At 39.7% G+C, this 21,809-nt stretch carries 10 protein-coding genes, 2 tRNA genes, 3 rRNA genes and 4 pseudogenes; 3 read left to right on the forward strand and 16 right to left on the reverse strand.

Annotated features, from left to right (window positions below; translation table 11 throughout):
- Positions 1-120 precede the first annotated feature (120 nt).
- Positions 121-2,575 (forward strand): annotated as a pseudogene (gene plsB / locus AC01GB_RS05840) (glycerol-3-phosphate 1-O-acyltransferase PlsB).
- Positions 2,576-2,671: 96 nt separating this feature from the next.
- Here the strand turns inward: plsB and ubiA are convergent.
- The 3 genes and pseudogenes from ubiA to pgi form a co-directional block, all read right to left on the reverse strand.
- Positions 2,672-3,527: pseudogene (gene ubiA, locus AC01GB_RS05845) on the reverse strand (4-hydroxybenzoate octaprenyltransferase).
- A gap of 34 nt (positions 3,528-3,561) precedes the next feature.
- Entirely contained in the window at positions 3,562-4,092 is a 531-nt protein-coding gene (gene ubiC / locus AC01GB_RS05850) for a chorismate lyase (protein WP_474450997.1), read from the reverse strand.
- A 212-nt stretch (positions 4,093-4,304) separates the two neighbouring features.
- A complete protein-coding gene (gene pgi / locus AC01GB_RS05855; protein WP_474450998.1) occupies positions 4,305-5,954 on the reverse strand; it encodes a glucose-6-phosphate isomerase in 1,650 nt (549 codons plus the stop codon).
- Positions 5,955-6,221: 267 nt separating this feature from the next.
- Between pgi and lysC the strand changes: the two genes are divergently transcribed.
- Complete coding sequence (lysC, locus tag AC01GB_RS05860) at positions 6,222-7,601, forward strand: lysine-sensitive aspartokinase 3 (protein WP_474452333.1); 1,380 nt, start codon at positions 6,222-6,224, stop codon at positions 7,599-7,601.
- Positions 7,602-7,675: 74 nt separating this feature from the next.
- Here lysC and AC01GB_RS05865 read toward each other — a convergent pair whose 3' ends face one another.
- The 5 genes from AC01GB_RS05865 to AC01GB_RS05885 form a co-directional block, all read right to left on the reverse strand.
- Positions 7,676-8,758, reverse strand: coding sequence for an SEL1-like repeat protein (locus AC01GB_RS05865; RefSeq protein ID WP_474450999.1), 1,083 nt, complete (start codon positions 8,756-8,758; stop codon positions 7,676-7,678).
- 5 nt (positions 8,759-8,763) lie between these two features.
- Positions 8,764-8,928, reverse strand: coding sequence for a hypothetical protein (locus AC01GB_RS05870; RefSeq protein ID WP_474451000.1), 165 nt, complete (start codon positions 8,926-8,928; stop codon positions 8,764-8,766).
- Between the two features lie 807 nt (positions 8,929-9,735).
- Positions 9,736-9,999: a hypothetical protein gene (locus AC01GB_RS05875; protein ID WP_474451001.1), complete on the reverse strand. Its 264-nt coding sequence runs from the start codon at positions 9,997-9,999 to the stop codon at positions 9,736-9,738.
- Positions 9,986-10,111, reverse strand: coding sequence for a hypothetical protein (locus AC01GB_RS05880; protein ID WP_474451002.1), 126 nt, complete (start codon positions 10,109-10,111; stop codon positions 9,986-9,988). The genes AC01GB_RS05875 and AC01GB_RS05880 overlap by 14 nt, the downstream gene beginning before the upstream one ends.
- 1 nt (position 10,112) lies before the next feature.
- Positions 10,113-10,379: a hypothetical protein gene (locus AC01GB_RS05885; protein WP_474451004.1), complete on the reverse strand. Its 267-nt coding sequence runs from the start codon at positions 10,377-10,379 to the stop codon at positions 10,113-10,115.
- Between the two features lie 644 nt (positions 10,380-11,023).
- On the opposite strand from AC01GB_RS05885, the gene AC01GB_RS05890 reads away from it, so the two are divergent.
- On the forward strand, positions 11,024-11,377 hold the full coding sequence (locus tag AC01GB_RS05890) for an IclR family transcriptional regulator domain-containing protein (protein WP_474451005.1): 354 nt from the start codon (positions 11,024-11,026) through the stop codon (positions 11,375-11,377).
- 69 nt (positions 11,378-11,446) lie between these two features.
- Here AC01GB_RS05890 and aceK read toward each other — a convergent pair whose 3' ends face one another.
- The 8 genes and pseudogenes from aceK to AC01GB_RS05930 all read right to left on the reverse strand — a co-directional run bounded on the left by aceK (position 11,447) and on the right by AC01GB_RS05930 (position 21,671).
- Entirely contained in the window at positions 11,447-13,171 is a 1,725-nt protein-coding gene (aceK, locus tag AC01GB_RS05895) for a bifunctional isocitrate dehydrogenase kinase/phosphatase (RefSeq protein WP_474451006.1), read from the reverse strand.
- Positions 13,172-13,247: 76 nt separating this feature from the next.
- Positions 13,248-14,552 (reverse strand): annotated as a pseudogene (gene aceA / locus AC01GB_RS05900) (isocitrate lyase).
- Between the two features lie 54 nt (positions 14,553-14,606).
- Positions 14,607-16,205 (reverse strand): annotated as a pseudogene (gene aceB / locus AC01GB_RS05905) (malate synthase A).
- Between the two features lie 169 nt (positions 16,206-16,374).
- Positions 16,375-16,490, reverse strand: a 5S ribosomal RNA gene (gene rrf, locus AC01GB_RS05910).
- Positions 16,491-16,600: 110 nt separating this feature from the next.
- Positions 16,601-19,504 (reverse strand): 23S ribosomal RNA (locus AC01GB_RS05915).
- A gap of 337 nt (positions 19,505-19,841) precedes the next feature.
- Positions 19,842-19,917 (reverse strand) — tRNA-Ala (locus AC01GB_RS05920).
- Between the two features lie 67 nt (positions 19,918-19,984).
- Positions 19,985-20,061 (reverse strand) — tRNA-Ile (locus tag AC01GB_RS05925).
- Between the two features lie 66 nt (positions 20,062-20,127).
- Positions 20,128-21,671, reverse strand: a 16S ribosomal RNA gene (locus AC01GB_RS05930).
- The 16S, 23S and 5S rRNA genes sit together here with 2 tRNA genes alongside, the layout of an rRNA operon.
- Between the last annotated feature and the right edge of the window lie 138 nt (positions 21,672-21,809).

Raw genomic sequence — 21,809 nt, forward strand, 5'->3', positions numbered from 1 at the left:
ATTTACTCTCTAGGTTTAAATAAATGTGGGATTTAATATAATTATTATCTTTTAAACAGATATTAATTACTATTTCTGATATGCTTTGGTAGGATTCAAATAAGAGGCTATCGCTCATCTATGTCATTTTGGCGTAAAATTTACTATAATCTATTAGATTTACCAATGAAATTGTTGGTAAAAAGTAAGCTCATACCAGCAGATCCAATTAAAGAATTGCGTCTTGATACGACACATCCTTTTCTATATGTATTACCTTATCATTCTAAAACAGATTTATTGACCTTACGGCAACAATGTTGTTCTATTGGCTTACCTGATCCACTCGAGCCGATTGAAATAGACGAAATTAAATTACCTGCCTATGTCTTTATCGATGATGGCCCGCGTGTATTTCGTTATTATTCGCCAGATCCACGTAAAGATTCAGTAAAAACATTTACTGCTTATCTTGATCTTCATTGCCATAATCCCGAGCTAAACATTCAGATGCTACCCGCATCAGTAATGTTCGGTCGAGCGCCTGGTCGAGAAGGCCACTCGCCAGCACCTCCGTTACGTTTACTGAATGGTATCCAAAAATTCTTTGCCGTTATCTGGCTAGGACGTGACAGTTTTGTTCGTTTTTCTCCCACTGTCTCTTTACGCCAAATGGCTGGCGAATATGGTACTGATAAAATTATCGCCAATAAACTTGCCCGAGTAGCTCGAATTCACTATTCACGGCAACGATTAGCTGCGGTTGGCCCCAAACTCCCTGTACGCCAAGATCTATTCAATAAACTGTTAACTTCAAAAGCGATAGAAAAAGCAGTTGAAGATGAAGCTAAAGCAAAAAAAATCTCCCTTGAGAAGGCAAAACATAATGCGATTGCCATGATGGAAGAAATTGCCGCTAATTTTTCCTATGAAGCGATCCGCATTACTGACCGCGTACTTAGTTGGACATGGAATCGACTCTATCAAGGAATTAATGTGCAACACGCCGAGCGTGTACGCCAATTAGCACAAGATGGCCATGAAATTGTCTATATTCCTTCTCATCGTAGTCACATGGATTATCTATTATTATCTTACGTGCTTTATCATCAAGGTTTAGTTCCGCCTCATATCGCCGCAGGTATCAACCTTAATTTTTGGCCGGCAGGGCCAATTTTTCGTCATTTAGGTGCTTTTTTCATTCGTCGCTCTTTCAAAGGCAATAAACTTTACTCGACCATATTTCGTGAATATCTCAGCGAATTATTTGCGCGTGGCTACTCAATTGAATATTTTGTTGAAGGTGGCCGCTCTCGAACAGGCCGACTACTGGAACCAAAGACTGGTACGCTGTCGATGACCCTGCAAGCAATGCTACGAGGTGATTCACGTCCAATTACCATTGTTCCAATCTACATAGGTTATGAACATGTATTAGAAGTTGCGACCTACGCTAAGGAACTAAAAGGGGCAGCAAAAGAGAAAGAAGGGTTTTTCTCAATGTTAAGAGGTCTACGCAAATTGCGTAAACTAGGCCAAGGCTATGTTAACTTTGGTCAACCGATTGCACTAACTCAATATTTAAACAAACATGTTCCCGAGTGGCGTCAATCTATCGATGCTATTGAGCTCCAGCGTCCAACTTGGTTAAATTCAACCGTGACTCGGTTAGCTCATAAAATCATGGTTAGAATTAACAATGCTGCTGCGGCTAATGCAGTCAATTTATGTTCAACTGCTTTGTTAGCTTCGCGCCAACGTGCATTAACCCGTGAACAATTAATTGAACAAATCGAATGTTACCTCCAACTATTAAGAAATGTGCCTTATAGCGATGATAGCACGACACCCAGCAAAACTGCTGAGCAACTATTAGAAGACGCCTTGCAATTGGATAAGTTTGAAGTCGACGAGCATGACAGCATGGGCGATATTGTAGTATTACCTCGAGAAAATGCTGTATTGATGACTTATTATCGAAATAATATTATGCATTTGTTGGTTTTGCCTTCTTTGGTAGCCAATATCGTATTACATAATGAAAGTGTTCAACGCCAGGAAATTGGTGATCAAATTGCACTCATTTATCCATTCTTAAAAGCAGAACTGTTCATGCGATATAGCATAGAAGAATTACCTGAATCTATCGATATTCTGCTGAATGAATTGGCGCGTCAACAACTAATATTATTAACAGTAGAGGGTGTTGTAACTATCAATCCCAGCTCGTATTCGCCCTCTTCAGCTTTTAGCTGCTGGTATTAAAGAAACTCTACAGCGCTATGCGATTACACTTTCGCTACTGAGTACGATACCTAAAATTAGCCGAGGAATATTAGAAAAAGAGAGCCGTATTCTTGCTCAACGACTATCTGTACTACATGGTATCAACGCGCCTGAATTCTTTGATAAGGCGGTTTTCTCCACACTGGTAAATACATTAAAGCAGGAAGGTTATATTAATAGAGAAGAAGATGCGATTATCATCGCCAATGCACAACGGCTTTATCGTATTATCGCTAAATTAATATCTCCTGAAGTGTGCTTAACTATTGAAAGTGTCAAACACGTTACTGAAGAGCCATTACCTAAATAAATCATCTTTATATTAGTATAGTAACGTAAAACGGATTTAGACTGAAATCGACCAACACTATAAAGGATAATCATTCGAGATTATCCTTTTTTATAATTAAAAATAATTTAGTAAGATGCCAATAAATAAAACCAACCCCACATAATTGTTATTCATAAATGCTTTAAAACATAATATTGGTTGTCGATTGGCAATTAGTTTTTGTTGATAGGTAAATAAGCCTAATACCAATATCAAACTAACAAAATAAAACCCACCCAAATCTAGCAGTTGCCCTATATAAAATAACACCAGCACCATAGCTAATTGTAAAATGCCAATAATTAATTTATCAAAATGAGCAAAAATAATTGCGGTTGATTTTAGACCAATTTTTATATCATCATTGCAATCAACCATCGCATACTGGGTATCATAAACAATAGACCAAATAATATTAACCAGAAATAATAACCAACATTCTAAGGGTAAGAACTCACTAACTGCTGCATATGCCATTGGAATTGACCAACCAAACGCAGCACCCAATATAATCTGCGGAAAATGGCTAAATCGTTTGATAAATGGATAAATCCAAGCCAATAACAACCCAATCACCGATAACCAAATTGCCATTTTATTCAAGGTCAACACTAATATAAAAGCGATGACGATCAATGAAAAAAATAGTGTCTTAGCTTCTTTTTCTGTTACATCACCATTTGGCAGGGGACGTTCCTTGGTTCTTGCAACATAACCATCAAATTTTCGAATCCGCAAAATCATTGATAACACAACCAGCTGCACGCATCAAAAAAACACCCGCAGTAAAAACTAATAAAATAAAAAGATCTGGTAACCCCTGGCTTGCTAACCATAATGCCCAATAAGTAGGCCATAGTAATAATAAAATACCTATCGGTTTATCAATTCGCATTAAACGAAAATAGGCGCGCCATTTATTCAATTTCAACGTTGTTTGCCCTGCAAATCTATTTATCTCCCTATTATTTTGTATAGATAGGTGAATCTGGCAAAAAAAGTTCTGTTAATAATAAAGGTTTAGCCGATAATCTTAACAATGAACGCCTTACCCAACAATTATTCTGTATGCCTAGATTAATATAATCACGAGTCAAATTATTTCCACTAAACAGGTATTTTCCCAATGGCACACTGCCTAAATTTGTTAGCTCACTTTCAGGGCCAGTTAATGTCTCTTCCGGAATAACCGTCCGCCCATATAACCATGGACAACCATCACCCAAAAGCACCACTTCACGTAACCAATAACGTTGATTATTAGGCAAAAGTTTAGCTTCTTCGTCCTGACTATCTAACAGAATAAAACCTTCTTGATAAAGTTTTACGGTGACTTGCTGGCAATAACGCGCAAGACGCTGAGTCATTGAACCTAATTCGGTTAACCAATTATATATTGGATTCGGTACGGTAACTTCTTGCGGCGAAAACCAATGAATAGGTTGATTGCAGAAAAGTGACTGATTGATATGGCTTATCTTTACAGTTACGCCCATAGAATACTTCTCTCACTCTATCTTGAAATTTAAAATACAAGATAACATGCTAATAATGAATGGAATGATAGGATCTGCTAATTTATATAAAAAGTTAACTCTGATTGCAAAATTATTATTAATTTTGCAATCTTTATATTAGCAAGAAGTGATCTATCTGGCAGGTTATTTATTGTAATCAAAACCTGCTGTTACAAGCTTTGGTAATAAAATTATTGTCGCCAGCTTTTAAAACAATTAATCAAGCCATTGGTAGAAGTGTCATGGCTGTTAATTTGATCTTCAGTTGCCAGCTCGGGCAGAATGCGACCAGCTAATTGCTTACCAAGTTCGACCCCCCATTGGTCAAAACTAAAAATATTCAATATAGCACCTTGCACAAAAATCTTGTGTTCATACATCGCAATCAAAGCGCCTAGCGTATATGGCGTAATTTGATTAACAAGGATAGAGTTAGTTGGGCGATTACCTTGGAAAACTTTATAAAGTGCCACATTGGCCATTTTAGCCGGATCTTGACCTGCCGCTTTAAATTTTTCGTCCACTTCAAGCCAATTTTTGCCAAATGCTAACGCTTCTGTTTGGGCAAAAAAATTAGACATTAATTTATTATGGTGATCACTTAACGGATTATGACTTATCACTGGTGCAATGAAATCACAAGGGATAAGTTTGGTACCCTGATGGATTAATTGATAAAATGCATGTTGACCATTAGTACCTGGTTCACCCCAAATAATGGGCCCAGTTTGATAATTCACTTTTTCGCCATTACGATCAATATACTTACCATTTGATTCCATGTTGCCTTGTTGAAAATAAGCCGCAAATCGATGTAAATATTGATCATAAGGTAAAATGGCTTCACTCTCAGTAGCAAAAAAATTATTATACCAAATCCCGATTAACGCCAATATCACCGGAATATTATGCTCAAAAGGTGTCTGTGCAAAATGTTGATCCATTGCATGAGCACCATTTAGTAATTGTTCAAAATTATTAAATCCGATGGATAAAACAATCGACAGGCCAATAGCCGACCACAATGAGTAACGACCGCCAACCCAATCCCAGAATTCGAACATATTTTGTGTATCGATGCCAAATTTGGCCACTTGTTGCTCATTGGTTGATAAAGCGACAAAATGTTTGGCGATTTGTGTTTCATCCGCGGCAGTAGCTAAAAACCATTTTCTGGCTGTGTGAGCATTAGTCATTGTCTCCTGGGTGGTAAAAGTTTTAGAGGCAATCAAAAATAACGTTGTTTCAGGTTTAATTTTTTGCAATGTTTCAGCAATATGGCTGCCATCTATATTGGAAACAAAATGCATATTTAAATGGTCTTTGTAAGGCGTGAGTGCTTCGGTTACCATATATGGCCCAAGATCAGAGCCTCCAATACCAATATTAACAACATCTGTGATTGCCTGGCCGGTATAACCTTTCCAATCACCATTAATGACTCGTTCACTGAAACAACGCATTTTGTCTAGCACAGCATTAACTTGTGGCATAATATCAACACCATCAAGCTTTATCGGGCTATTGCTACGATTACGTAAAGCAATATGCAAAACAGCTCTATCTTCTGTTCTATTAATTTTCTCTCCAGAAAACATGCTGTTAATTGCAGCGTTTAGCTTTGTCTCATTTGCTAAATCTAGTAATTTAAGCAAGGTATTTTCAGTTATTCGATTTTTAGAAAAATCAACCAAGATCTGTTCATTAAAAGTGAGTGAAAAATTAGCAAAACGATCAGCATCATTAGCAAAAAGATCACGCAGATGGATATCTTTTACTGATTGATAATGTTGTTCTAATTCGTGCCATGCTGCTGTTAGACTTGGATTAATGTTTTCCATTGAAATACTCTCTATCTTTCTTCAACTCAGATTTACAACTACCAATGATTGGATAGTAACACATTCTCCCCACTAATTTAACTTCTTTTAATGCCTTCCGCTGGTCAATTTAATCGTATCTGTTCAATTGTTCGAATATTGATAAAATTGATAATTTTTTGGTAATTATAAAAATTATTGATTTCGCTAAAAATAAATTGACCTTCAGACAATAACTCGATAATGGTAGATTAATTGTTCGTCTTTCAAATACATGGAGATAGTATTATAAACGCAGTTTCTACCGCCTCCGCAAATAAAAAATTTCATATTACCAAATTTGGTGGCACCAGTGTCGCTAATTTTGATACCATGTATAAAAGCGCGAATATCGTTATTGCTAATAAAAATGTGCGAATTGTTGTGCCCTCAGCTTCATCAAGCATTACCAATCTGCTGATCAAACTTACTGAGACGTGTAATGACAATAGACGTAAGGCGCTATTAAAACAAATTCGTCAGCGCCAATACATGATAATCAATTGTCTAGACAACCCTTTTAGCATTCAACCAATAATTGATCACTTACTGGCAAGACTTACTTCTTTATCCGCAGTCACGACCCAACAACCCCTTACCGCACCACAGATTGATGAAATTGTCAGTTATGGTGAACTGATGCCGAGCTACTTATTTGTCGAAATCCTACGACAACGAGGGGTGATCGCAACCTGGTTTGATGTTCGTAATATTATGCAAACCAATGATAAATTTGGTAAAGCCGAACCCAATCAGCAACAATTAAAGCGACTAGCTAATAAATATCTACTACCTAAACTGCAAGAAAAACTGAATGTAACTCAAGATTTTATTGGTCAGGATGAAGCCGGCCGGACAACAACATTGGGGCGAGGAGGTAGCGATTACACCGCTGCGCTGATTGCTGAAGCGTTATACTTTGACCAGGTTGATATCTGGGCAGATGTTGCCGGTATCTATACGACCGATCCTCGTATTGTTGCTAGTGCCAAATCGATTAGCGCTATCACTTTTAATGAAGCCACAGAAATGGCTGTATTCGGCGCTAAAATCTTACATCCAGCAACATTGTTACCCGCTATTCGAGCAGGCATACCCGTATTTGTTGGCTCAAGCCAAATACCAGAAAAGAGTGGCACCTATATCTGCGCCAGCACCAAGAAATTACCTCAATCTCGAGCGCTGACACTACGGCGAAAACAGACGCTTCTCACTTTGCATAGTCTAAATATGCTTCACGCCCGCGGATTTCTTGCTGAGATATTCACGCTATTATCACAACATCATATTTCTTTTGATCTCATTACTACATCCGAAGTTAGCATCGCTTTAACCTTGGATACAACCGGCTCTACCACTACCAAAGGAAACCTATTAACTGACACTTTAATGACAGAATTAGCCAAATTATGTCGTGTAGATGTTGAGGAGGAGTTAGCACTAGTTGCCATTATTGGTAATAACTTATCGCAAATAGATGGTCTGGGAAGTCACATTTTTAGCGCGCTAGCAACTCATAATATCCGTATGATATGTTACGGAGCCCGTAGTCATAATATTTGTCTACTGGTCTCTGATAAAGAAGCAGAGACGATTATCCAAATACTGCATAAAAATCTTTTTGAATAACCGAAATATCATCACCGCTCAAAATGACTAATGGTAAATGACGCGGTGAGATTTATTTTTACCAATGGAAAATTTTAGTCATATTTTTTTGATAATTTCAAATCTGTCGGTTTCACAACCAAGCTGGTTTGTAATCGTGTAATATTTTCTTTCGCAAGACTATTATTAAGTTTTGCCACAGTTGCAAACCACATAATGGCCCGAAAAATATTTTTCTTTATGCCCTCGCCTGTGGCATATAATACCGCTAAATTATTTTGTGCATCGGTTTCTTGTTTATAAGCCGCAGACAAAAACAGTTCACTAGCTTTTTGTGGATTTTTTTCAGTACCTATGCCATATAAATAAAAAAGTCCCAACTGGTTTTTTGCTTGTTGTATTTTTTGCGCTGCTTTCTGCATTAAGCTAAATGCTTTTTTAGGTTGCTTATTAATACCTTGACCAACCAAATAGAGTTTCACCAGTCGATATTGCGCTTCAGCTTCACCTCTATTTGCCATGATCCGATACAACTCCGCAGCCTTAGTAAGATCTTTTTTTATACCGATGCCTTTTTCATAATAATAAGCAACTTTTATACATGCATCAGCATAGCCAGCATCCGCTAATACCTCATACCACTGCCTGGCTATAATAGCATTCTGCTCAACTCCATAGCCATGTTGATAAAATTCGGCAAGACGATACTGTGCATCAACATGTCCTTGCTCTGCCGCTCGTTTGTACCAATAAAACGCCTGATAGTTATTTTTCTCTAGATATTTACCATCATCATAAATAAATCCCATATTATATTGAGCAATAGCATCACCGTTATATGCTGTGCGCCGATACAATTCAATGGCATAAGCCGGATTTTTCTTAACCCCATAACCTTTCTCATAAATCTGCGCTAAATTATTCAATGCGCCTAAATCACCCAAATCAGCACTTTTCTCATACCACTCTCTTGCTTTCTGATAGTCTTGATTAACACCAAACCCATTCTGGTATAAATATCCCAAAACAAACTGAGCATAAGCGTCCTGCTGCAAAGCGGCTTTTTCATACCAATTTTTCGCTTGTTTATAGTCTTTATCAACCCCTAACCCAACGCTATACATGTAACCCAAACCAGATTGAGCGTAAGGATCACCTTTGTTTGCGCCACGCTGCAACCAGGTTACCGCAGCTTTGTAATCTTTTTAATCACGCCCATATAATAAAAGGCATCGCTATTGCCTTTTACAATCGCTTTTTCAAACCAAAAATTGGCTTTCCCAATGTCTTCTTGTATATCTTTTGAGCCATAAAGATAAGTTATCGCAACATGTATTATGGCATTCATCTCACCTTGAGATACTTTTTTTTAATTGTTGGCTAAACGAATCGTTTTTTTCTTGTTCAACGGATTGCGTATTATTTGCTATATTCATGTCAATTTGTGGCAAGACATCGCTCTTTGCCATTGGAAAATTCAATAATATCAACCAAGTTATAAATAATTTTTTTCATTTAGTCCACTATCCAAATATTAACTTGAACCCAAAACACGAGGAAGAAAACTATATTATAAAACAGAGAATGTTAATAATATTTTTACATTTTTAAAACAATATCATACCCAATACAATTGTATTAAATAAATTTTATTCATCTTCACATCCCTTATTTACTTATATTCACTACCATAGCTAAATTTACTAAATTATTTTACTGATAAAATCAACTAACTCAATAAAAAATTTTTCTTTCCGCTTATTAAAATTGTTTAATTTTTTAATAATTAAGACATTATGCAATCAAATTAGAAATCAATAAGCTGATGGCAATTCATTATCGTTAAAAAATGGCAATAATCATCAAAATATTTTATTTTTATTATACGCTAATATTTGAAATTTTTTCAGTTAAAACACCTAGCCATCTTAGTGACTGTGATTGTATGTTTAAATATTTTTATAATGAAATTTTAATTTTTTTATTAAAAATTAGTTAAATCTTACATGTTATAAAAGTTATTTTTTAAATAGTATTTTTATTAAATTTAATAAAAACAGGAAACCAAATACAGTTATCAAAATATTGAAACTAATTTATTACAACAAAAATATAAAAAACCTCTTTTTAAAGAGGGTGAAAAATAAATTTATGGTCATACATTTTTATTTATAATATGATTGCAATAGTCAGCAAATGCCTTTGGGCTCTCTTTTAAAAGTTCAAATAATTTTTTCTCAATACTATTCTTTTCGTCATCAAATTGTTTCTTTAAACTCTTAGCTATTATTTCCCCTTTAGTATCAATTGATAACGCCAGGGTAATTGGCATCAAATGTGTAGAAACTTCTATAAAATAATCAAAACATTTCATTTTTGCCATAATAAAAGATTGTAGGAACTGCTTATTTTCTGCCAATTTCTCTCACCTCTAAAGAAAAGTTAGCAATATCTAAACGATTTTGATTCTTGTCATCTACACCTTGTAGACTAAACCCGTACGGACCATTATCATCTATAACCAATGCCAAGTCATTCTGCATAAAAGTATTGATCTCTTATTGATATACTACTTTCTCCAGCCAAATATTCAGAAGAATTTGTTAAAGGCACTTTCATTGCATAAAATAACTCATTCATCGGATCACCAAACCAGATAGATACCTTATCCAATATACCGTTAACTAATATATCGATTTTACTAAAACCGAAATGGGAATGCGCACTTGATATATCCGAATAAGGAACCATTTGTATTTTAAAATCATTCCGGTGTGGTTCGACCTGCCAAGCTAGCAAGCCGAATAAATGCTGACAGCTTAGCATAAACTGATTCAGTATTATCAATAGATTGATGATGGAACAAAGTTTGTAAATGTTGTTCTATTTCACCTTTATCGGATGGATCACTCCATTTTTGGCTATAGATAATTTATCAAATTTATTTGCTGTTGTAGGTTGTTCTGCCTTATTTGTCGAATTAACTGTAAAATTAAAAAAACTTTCAATACCATTAATGATACTTATATTCCACATTTAGATTTTCTTAGAAATTTATTTCAATAAATTAAAAGCACATCATATCTTTCTTATTGAGAATAATAACTTATTAAAATACGAATAATACCAGAAAACGATTATCCAATAATCTATTTTACTTTTATTAATTTATAAAATTAAAATGGCTTTAATAATATGATTATATTGTAGAAATAAATACTTCACTTAATAACCAATTAATATCATTAATAAATCCATTTAAAAATCATTAACAGATTAGTATTCAATAATAATTATGCTTGACTAAAAAATAGAAGATTCTAATAGCGATGATACCGTAAAATATTTTTTAACTAACAAAAAAATCAACTCCTCCGATGAGAATTTATTGCTATTTCGTTCATAATAAATAGAAATTTATTCCAATTTTGAGAGCTGATAAGATGAAAAAAACGGCAATAAATAATAAGAAAAACAAAATTAAAGCCGCTAACAATAGCATACTGCACAAGCAAAGTTTACCCGCCTACACACCTCATACACTGACGTCACCTTCAGCCCTAGAAGGAAATTTTAGCGATATCCAGACAAAAGGATTTTCATATGATAATCAGGAAAATGCATTAGGATTACGTTGTATTGGTGCCTGCATTTATGATGAATACCAAGAAGTTTTCGCTGCAATTTCCATCTCAAGCCCTAGTTCTCGTATTACAAATAATCGCATTAACGAATTAGGTAGCACTATTTTACAAGCAGCAAAACAGATCAGTCGTGAATATGGTGCTATTCATTAAAAATTTATTAAATAGCTAGAAATTAATTAGACATGCTATTTATATTATATATGACAACACTTGCTTATATTAAAATGAGCGTTGACAAAACCTTTGCTTTACCGGATAAGCAAAAACATCGGCTATATAGCCCTGACATATTTTTTCTTGTAATGATTGCCAATATTCTGCACTAAACAGATCAGCATGGTACATTTCAAAATATTTCCTAATAGCTGGATCATTACAAAGAAAATGGCGGAACTCTTCTGGAAATACATCATGTTCAGCCACACTATACCAAGGCTCATCAGCCATTTCTTGCTCAGGATAAAGTGGCTCTGGTATTTTTCGAAAATTCATTTCAGTCACATAAAAAATTTCATCATAATCGTAAAAAACTACCCGTTTATGACGAGTGACCCCAAAATTTTTAAATAACATATCACCTGGAAAAATATTTGCTGCCGCTAATTGTTTAATAGCATTACCATAATCTTCAATGATCCATCTTAATTCTTCACTTTTAACTTGATCAGTGTAAATATTTAGTGGGATCATCTTTCTTTCCATGTAGAGATGACGGATCAAAATCTTATCACCTAAATCTTGCAGTTTTGATGGTATTTCACGCCATAATTCTGCCATCAATTCTTCACTAATATGTTTTTTGGCGATGACAAAATTCTCAAACTCCTGCGTATCTGCCATTCTACCAACGCGATCATGTTCCTTAACTATTCGATAACATGCTTGCACCCGCTCTTGCGTAACTTGCTTTGGTGGCAAAAAGCGATCTTTAATCACTTTAAAAACTCGTTCAAAAGAAGGCGAAGTAAAAACTAGCATTACCATGCCTTTGATACCCGGAGCAATAATAAACTGTTCTTGTGAAAAGTTTATAAAAGCCAGGTATTCTCGATAATACTCGGTTTTTCCATGTTTCTGACAGCCAATTGACATATATAATTCGGCAATTGACTTTCCCGGTAAAATATCTCTTAACCAAAAAACCAACGCCGCAGGAAATGGAACGTAGACCATAAAATAGGAACGAGCAAAACCAAATATAATACTGGCATTGTTATAATTAGTTAGGCAAGTATCAACATAAATACCACCTTGCTCATTATTATGGATTGGCAATAAAAATGGATAAACAATTTTCCCAATCATTATTTTACCTACTACCCAAGCTGCTTTATTACGATAAAATAATTCATTTGCTATCTCAAATTTGACGTCAGCTAATTGTTTAGCAGAAAATGTCTTTTTAAGATAACTAACGATATAACTTACATCTCTCGGTAAATCTTCCCAAGCTAGACGGAACGGAATATCCATTAAAATATTTTCTATGGTTTTTTTAAGCCCCATATGAATAGAAAAACAACGAGATAACGGACGCGGGGTATCACAAAAACGATTTACTGGCTGTGAAGTAAAAATAAATAAATTATTAGGAGTAAGATCACAATGTTGAAATAATCGACAATAGACTGAATTAAAAAAACTTTCCGCTATTTCAAAACGCGGGTAATCTTCTAACAGTTTAATATAACGCTGCTTAATTTCTGCTAATAATTGGTTAGTAAACCCAGCTATTAAATTCATCTGCCCAAGTTGTTTAACAACCAGATCGACATGATGATCGTAAAGATTAATTCGCTTTTTCATCGCTTCTTGTACACCGAGCCAATCAGCATCTTCAAAACGTTGCTGAGCACTTGATGTTACTTCCAAAAAACGACCATACTGCGCATCAAAGCCTTGTAAAATTGTCTCGGCAATTAACTCTACTGAATTTAAGGTCATAAATCACGCCCTCATTTCGACAAATTAAGCTTTATTAACATCAAATCCATCAAGCTAAGTAACATAAGCAATATATTTAAAACTGCTGCTCTTCAGTTGAACCGGTTAGTGTCGTGACAGAAGAAGTTCCACCTTGAATAATGGTTGTTACTTTATCAAAATAAACCGTGCCTACTTCCTGCTGATGAGAAGAAAACGAGTAACCCTGCTTAGCAACAGCAAACTCCTTTTCCTGAATTTTCTCAACATAATGCCTCATTCCTTCACCTTTAGCATATGCATAAGCTAAATCAAACATGTTAAACCACATACTATGAATACCAGCTAAGGTTATAAATTGAAATTTATATCCCATTTCAGATAATTTTTTTTGAAAACAGGCTATGGTTTTATCGTCCAGGTTTTTCTTCCAATTGAAAGATGGAGAACAGTTATAAGCCAACAACTTATTCGGATATTTAGCATGTATAGCCTCGGCAAATATTTTAGCCACATCTAAATCGGGGGTTGATGTCTCGCACCAAATCAAGTCAGCATAAGGAGCATAAGCTAAACCTCGACTAATTGCTTGTTCAATACCCGCCTGGGTACGAAACCTTCTTGCGTGCTTTCGTTGATCATAAATTTTTCATCGTAAGGATCGCTGTTTGACGTCAGCAAATCTACCGCTTCAGCATCGGTACGTGCAATCAAAACCGTAGGAACACCACAAACATCAGCTGCCAAACCTGCGACAATTAACTTTTCAATAGCTTCTTGCGTCGGCACCAATACCTTACCACCCATTACCACATTTTTTGGCGGCAGCGAGCTGATCTTCAAAATGCACAGCCGCAGCGCCAGCTTCAATTAATGTTTTCATAAGTTCAAAAGCATTCAATATGCCACCAAAACCGGCCTCCGCATCAGCAATAATTGGCAGAAAGAAATCAATATATTTAGCATCGTCTGGATTTATATTATTTGCCCATTGAATTTGATCGGCTCGACGAAAGCTATTATTAATCCGTTTGACAACTTCAGGAACAGAATCAACAGGATAAAGCGATTGATCTGGATACATACTCGCAGCAGTATTAGCATCAGCTGCCACTTGCCAACCCGATAAATAAACTGCCTCTATACCAGCCTTTGCTCGCTGCAACGCCTGACCACCCGTCAATGCACCTAGCGCATTGACATAATCTTTCTTTGATTTGCCATTAATTAATTGCCAAAACTTTTCAGCACCATTGCGCGCTAATAAATAATCGGAATTTAGTGAACCACGCAATTTGACAACATCTTCAGCACTGTAAGTGCGAATAATTCCTTTCCAACGAGGGGAAGAGCGCCATTCTTCTTCAAGTTGCGTAATTTGTTGTGATCTAGTCGGTGCCATTTTTGTCTCCCTCATACGAGTTAATTAGATATTAAATAGCTAAAATATTTTTTTTCAGTCAAGTTGTTGATAACCCGCCAAGGTCAAAAATTCGATCAACTCATCCTGAGTGGTAATAGAGATCATCAATTCCACAGCTTCGCGAAAACGGCCATGTTGAAAACGAACATCACCTAGTTCCTGCTGAATAGTCTGCAACTCTTCATCCAACATTTCTAAGAACAATTCTTTGGTTACTTTTTGTCCATTAGATAATCTTTTTTGATGACGGATCCACTGCCAAATAGAAGTACTCGAAATTTCTGCTGTTGCCGCATCTTCCATTAATCCATAGATCGGTACGCAACCATTACCAGAAATCCAAGATTCAATATATTGAACCGCAATGCGAATATTCGCTCTCATCCCCTCTTCTGCACGCTCACCATTACAAGGCTGTAATAATTGCTCAGCGGTAATAGCTTCATCATTATCACGCATGACATCTAGTTGATTTTTTCTTCCCCCTAATGTCTCATTAAAAACAGCGGTTGCAATATCTGCTAAAGCAGGGTGAGCAATCCAAGTGCCATCATGGCCATTTTTAACCTCTAATTCTTTATCTGCTTTAACCTTTGCCCATACTGCTTCATTCTGTGTTTGATCTTTAGTCGGAATAAAAGCCGACATTCCGCCCATCGCAAAAGCGCCACGACGATGACAAGTCCTAATTAGTAAAAGGGAATAAGCATTTAAGAAAGGTTGTGTCATTGTTACTACCTGTCGATCCGGTAGCACGCGATCATCATATTCTTTTAGCATTTTAATATAACTAAAAATATAATCCCAACGACCACAATTAAGCCCAACAATATGATGACGCAGATAATAAAGAATTTCGTCCATCTGAAAGACAGCTGGTAGTGTCTCAATAAGTACAGTTGCTTTAATTGTACCAATGGATAATCCGTATCGCTCTTCGGTATAGCTAAATACTTCACTCCACCATTGAGCCTATTTATAAGATTCTAATTTGGGAATATAAAAATAAGAGCCACTCCCTTTTTCCAATAGCTTTTTATAGTTATGAAAGAAATAAAGAGCAAAATCCAATAATGCCCCTGGAATTGCTTTTCCTCGATATAAAATATGTTTTTCAGGTAAATGTAAGCCTCGCACACGGGCCATCAAAACAGCCGGATCAGACTTTAATTGATAAACTTTGCCTTGCTTATTAATAAATGAAATAGTGCCATTAACCGCATCACGTAAATTAATTTGTCCTTCAATCAATTTTTCCCAAGCCGGTGAAAGTGAGTCTTCAAAATCAGCCATAAAGACTTTTACATTAGCATTCAAAGCATTAATAATCATTTTACGTTCTACTGGACCGGTTATTTCAACTCGACGATCAAGTAAATCTGCAGGAATACCTTGTATTTTCCAATCATCCTTCCTAATTGAAATAGTTTCTGGCATAAAATCAGGTAAAATAGCTTGATCAATCTACAACTGTCGCTCAACTCTAGCATTAAGTAAAACATCACAAGGTCCAGCAAACTGCTCAACTAAGGCTGTTAAAAAATCAATTGCGGCTGGTGTCAAAAGTTGCTTTTCTGGTGCGCCAAACCGTTGCAAAAAAGTTAATTCATTGATCACTGTCTGCTGATCCATGGAGCATCTCCTTTAATATAAGGTACACTTGCTAAAGACTATCTCAAAATCAGCAAAAATCAAAAAATTTATAAATAAAATTTTACAATAAATAAACTAAACCGTTTTACGATATAACTAGCCAAACGACAAAAAGCCACCCAAGGGTGGCTTTCTTAACATAATCAAAGTCTGGCAGCTCCCTACTCTCACATGGGGAGACCCCACACTACCATCGGCGCTACGGCATTTCACTTCTGAGTTCGGCATGGGGTCAGGTGGGACCACCGCGCTATTGCCGCCAGACAAATTCTTTTTTATTTATCCCATCTTATTTCGCGCCTTCAGCAAAATCCGACCAGATTCAATCTCAAAACAAGCTAAAATTCTCTCTCTCAAAACACCTTCGGTGTTGTCAGGTTAAGCCTCCCGGGTCATTAGTACTGATTAGCTCAACGTATCGCTACGCTTACACACCCAGCCTATCTACGTCCTCGTCTCGAACACCCCTTATAGGACATTACTGTCAGGGAAGACTCATCTTGAGGCAAGTTTCCCGCTTAGATGCTTTCAGCGGTTATCTCTTCCGCACTTAGCTACCAGGCGATGCCATTGGCATGACAACCTGTACACCAGTGGTGCGTCCACTCCGGTCCTCTCGTACTAGGAGCAGCCCCCCTCAACCTTCCTTCGCCCACGACAGATAGGGACCGAACTGTCTCACGACGTTCTAAACCCAGCTCGCGTACCACTTTAAATGGCGAACAGCCATACCCTTGGGACCTACTTCAGCCCCAGGATGTGATGAGCCGACATCGAGGTGCCAAACACCGCCGTCGATATGAACTCTTGGGCGGTATCAGCCTGTTATCCCCGGAGTACCTTTTATCCGTTGAGCGATGGCCCTTCCATTCAGAACCACCGGATCACTAAGACCTACTTTCGTACCTGCTCGCACCGTCACGCTCGCAGTCAAGCTGGCTTATGCCTTTGCACTAACCTCACGATGTCCGACCGTGATTAGCCAACCTTCGTGCTCCTCCGTTACGCTTTGGGAGGAGACCGCCCCAGTCAAACTACCCACCAGACACTGTCCTCAGCCCGGATTACGGGCCCAAGTTAGAACATCAAACATTAAAGGGTGGTATTTCAACGTTGGCTCCATGCAGACTGGCGTCCACACTTCAAAGCCTCCCACCTATCCTACACATCAAGGCTCAATGTTCAGTGTCAAGCTATAGTAAAGGTTCACGGGGTCTTTCCGTCTTGCCGCGGGTACACTGCATCTTCACAGCGAGTTCAATTTCACTGAGTCTCGGGTGGAGACAGCCTGGCCATCATTACGCCATTCGTGCAGGTCGGAACTTACCCGACAAGGAATTTCGCTACCTTAGGACCGTTATAGTTACGGCCGCCGTTTACTGGGGCTTCGATCAAGAGCTTCGCCTTACGGCTTACCCCATCAATTAACCTTCCAGCACCGGGCAGGCGTCACACCGTATACGTCCACTTTCGTGTTTGCACAGTGCTGTGTTTTTAATAAACAGTTGCAGCCAGCTAGTATCTTCGACTGGCTTCAGCTCCGGATGCAAGACCCTTCACCTAATGCCAGCGTGCCTTCTCCCGAAGTTACGGCACTATTTTGCCTAGTTCCTTCACCCGAGTTCTCTCAAGCGCCTGAGTATTCTCTACCTAACCACCTGTGTCGGTTTGGGGTACGATTAATGATTACCTATCGCTTAGAGGCTTTTCCTGGAAGCTGGGCATCAACTACTTCACCACCTTAGTGGCTCGTCATCACGTCTCAGTGTTATAGCAGTGCGGATTTGCCTGCACTACCCTCCTACTCGCTTAAACCGGGACAACCGTCGCCCGGATAGCCTAGCCTTCTCCGTCCCCCCTTCGCAGTAACCCTTAGTACGGGAATATTAACCCGTTTCCCATCGACTACGCTTTTCAGCCTCGCCTTAGGGGTCGACTTACCCTGCCCCGATTAACGTTGGACAGGAAACCTTGGTCTTTCGGCGAGCGGGTTTCTCACCCGCTTTATCGTTACTTATGTCAGCATTCGCACTTCTGATACCTCCAACAGACCTCTCAGTCCACCTTCTACGGCTTACAGAACGCTCCCCTACCCAACAACACCTAAATGTCGCTGCCGCAGCTTCGGTGCATGGTTTAGCCCCGTTACATCTTCCGCGCAGGCCGACTCGACCAGTGAGCTATTACGCTTTCTTTAAATGATGGCTGCTTCTAAGCCAACATCCTGGCTGTCTAAGCCTTCCCACTTCGTTTCCCACTTAACCATGACTTGGGGACCTTAGCTGGCGGTCTGGGTTGTTTCCCTCTTCACGACGGACGTTAGCACCCGCCGTGTGTCTCCCGTGATAACATTCTTCGGTATTCGTAGTTTGCGTCGGGTTGGTAAGTCGGGATGACCCCCTAGCCGAAACAGTGCTCTACCCCCGAAGATGAATTCACGAGGCGCTACCTAAATAGCTTTCGGGGAGAACCAGCTATCTCCCGGTTTGATTGGCCTTTCACCCCCAGCCACAAGTCATCCGCTAATTTTTCAACATTAGTCGGTTCGGTCCTCCAGTTAGTGTTACCCAACCTTCAACCTGCCCATGGCTAGATCACCGGGTTTCGGGTCTATACCCTGCAACTTAACGCCCAGTTAAGACTCGGTTTCCCTACGGCTCCCCTATGCGGTTAACCTTGCTACAGAATATAAGTCGCTGACCCATTATACAAAAGGTACGCAGTCACACCCTTTCGGGTGCTCCCACTGCTTGTACGTACACGGTTTCAGGTTCTATTTCACTCCCCTCGCCGGGGTTCTTTTCGCCTTTCCCTCACGGTACTAGTTCACTATCGGTCAGTCAGGAGTATTTAGCCTTGGAGGATGGTCCCCCCATATTCAGACAGGATAACACGTGTCCCGCCCTACTCTTCGAGCTCACAACACTTACCGTTTCAGATACGGGGCTATCACCCTTTATTGCCGGCCTTTCCAGACCCTTCTCCTGCAGTAAATATTGATGTTGACTCTGGGCTGCTCCCCGTTCGCTCGCCGCTACTGGGGGAATCTCGGTTGATTTCTTTTCCTCGGGGTACTGAGATGTTTCAGTTCCCCCGGTTCGCCTCGTTTGACTATAAATTCATCAAATGATAGTGCATTAATGCACTGGGTTTCCCCATTCGGACATCGCCGGCTAGTACGCTTCATATCAGCTTACCGACGCTTTTCGCAGATTAGCACGTCCTTCATCGCCTCTGACTGCCTAGGCATCCACCGTGTACGCTTCATTCGCTTAACCTCACAACCCGAAGGTGTCTCTTATCAAATAATACGGAAGCGCCATGGCTGCGCCGTGCGAAATTTTTTGTTGTGCGGTACTCGTCATGCTCACGTACTTATGTACACTGCGCTGACTGCGCACCTACGCCGCAAATTTCACCCTGCTCGCTCATGCCATTCGTCTGCCTATTTGAATAACACTTCAAATTGGAGTTTGAGAGTTCCCCACACTATTTTTTCAATAATGTGTGTTTCAATTTTCAGCTTGTTCCAGATTGTTAAAGAGCATTATTATTCGTAGCATACTGTTGCCAGCCTGCTCTGAATAACTTTTTTTCTATTTTTATCTTGCAATATGGTGGAGCTAAGCGGGATCGAACCGCTGACCTCCTGCGTGCAAAGCAGGCGCTCTCCCAGCTGAGCTACAGCCCCATTAAGATTGTCGTATCATTACACCTTACTGCTAACCTTGCCTTTCAGCCACTTCCATCAGCAATGTTGGTAGGCCTGAGTGGACTTGAACCACCGACCTCACCCTTATCAGGGGTGCGCTCTAACCACCTGAGCTACAGGCCTAATGATACTTTCTGCTCAATCTTCATCAGACAATCTGTGTGAACACTCACATTCCATCTATCTAGGTAAGGAGGTGATCCAACCGCAGGTTCCCCTACGGTTACCTTGTTACGACTTCACCCCAGTCATGAATCACAAAGTGGTAAGCGCCATCCAAAAGGTTAAGCTACCTACTTCTTTTGCAACCCACTCCCATGGTGTGACGGGCGGTGTGTACAAGGCCCGGGAACGTATTCACCGCGACATGCTGATCCGCGATTACTAGCGATTCCGACTTCATGGAGTCGAGTTGCAGACTCCAATCCGGACTTCGACGTACTTTCTGAGTTCCGCTCCCCATCGCTGGCTCGCCTCTCTCTGTATACGCCATTGTAGCACGTGTGTAGCCCTACTCGTAAGGGCCATGATGACTTGACGTCATCCCCACCTTCCTCCGGTTTATCACCGGCAGTCTCCTTTGAGTTCCCGACTCTACTCGCTGGCAACAAAGGATAAGGGTTGCGCTCGTTGCGGGACTTAACCCAACATTTCACAACACGAGCTGACGACAGCCATGCAGCACCTGTCTCAGCGCTCCCGAAGGCACTCCTCTATCTCTAAAGGATTCGCTGGATGTCAAGAGTAGGTAAGGTTCTTCGCGTTGCATCGAATTAAACCACATGCTCCACCGCTTGTGCGGGCCCCCGTCAATTCATTTGAGTTTTAACCTTGCGGCCGTACTCCCCAGGCGGTCGATTTAACGCGTTAGCTCCGGAGGCCACAGTTCATGACCACAACCTCCAAATCGACATCGTTTACAGCGTGGACTACCAGGGTATCTAATCCTGTTTGCTCCCCACGCTTTCGCACATGAGCGTCAGTCTTTGTCCAGGGGGCCGCCTTCGCCACCGGTATTCCTCCACATCTCTACGCATTTCACCGCTACACATGGAATTCTGCCCCCCTCTACAAGACTCTAGCTAACCAGTCTTGAATGCCATTCCCAGGTTAAGCCCGGGGATTTCACATCCAACTTAATTAACCGCCTGCGTGCCCTTTACGCCCAGTAATTCCGATTAACGCTCGCACCCTCCGTATTACCGCGGCTGCTGGCACGGAGTTAGCCGGTGCTTCTTCTGTCGCTAACGTCAATTGCTAAGGTTATTAACCTTAACACCTTCCTCACGACTGAAAGTACTTTACAACCCGAAGGCCTTCTTCATACACGCGGCATGGCTGCATCAGGCTTGCGCCCATTGTGCAATATTCCCCACTGCTGCCTCCCGTAGGAGTCTGGGCCGTGTCTCAGTCCCAGTGTGGCTGATCATCCTCTCAGACCAGCTAGAGATCGTCGCCTAGGTGAGCCCTTACCCCACCTACTAGCTAATCTCATATGGGTTCATCCGAAGGTGTGAGGCCAGAACGGTCCCCCACTTTGCTCCTTAGAGATTATGCGGTATTAGCCACCGTTTCCAGTGGTTATCCCCCCCCTTTGGCCAGATCCCCATACCTTACTCACCCGTCCGCCGCTCGCCGGCAAGGAAGCAAGCTTCCTCCCGCTGCCGCTCGACTTGCATGTGTTAGGCCTGCCACCAGCGTTCAATCTGAGCCATGATCAAACTCTTCAATTAAAAGCTTGATGCTCAAAGAATGTTTTACTGACCGTAACGCGCTTTTGTTCAACTCGCTTTGCCGATATTTGACCACCTTCGCCGCTGCCGACCAAAATAACGTTACTGCATATTAGTTCATATATGAATTAACTGTTT

Source organism: Candidatus Arsenophonus phytopathogenicus (genome assembly GCF_056113345.1).

Bases quoted from the DNA above. Each gene is read 5' to 3' on its own strand.
- ubiC (WP_474450997.1), bottom strand. From the start codon at position 4,092: ATGGGCGTAACTGTAAAGATAAGCCATATCAATCAGTCACTTTTCTGC.
- pgi (WP_474450998.1), bottom strand. From the start codon at position 5,954: ATGGAAAACATTAATCCAAGTCTAACAGCAGCATGGCACGAATTAGAA.
- AC01GB_RS05870 (WP_474451000.1), bottom strand. From the start codon at position 8,928: ATGAATGCCATAATACATGTTGCGATAACTTATCTTTATGGCTCAAAA.
- AC01GB_RS05890 (WP_474451005.1), top strand. From the start codon at position 11,024: ATGAAAAAAACGGCAATAAATAATAAGAAAAACAAAATTAAAGCCGCT.
- aceK (WP_474451006.1), bottom strand. From the start codon at position 13,171: ATGACCTTAAATTCAGTAGAGTTAATTGCCGAGACAATTTTACAAGGC.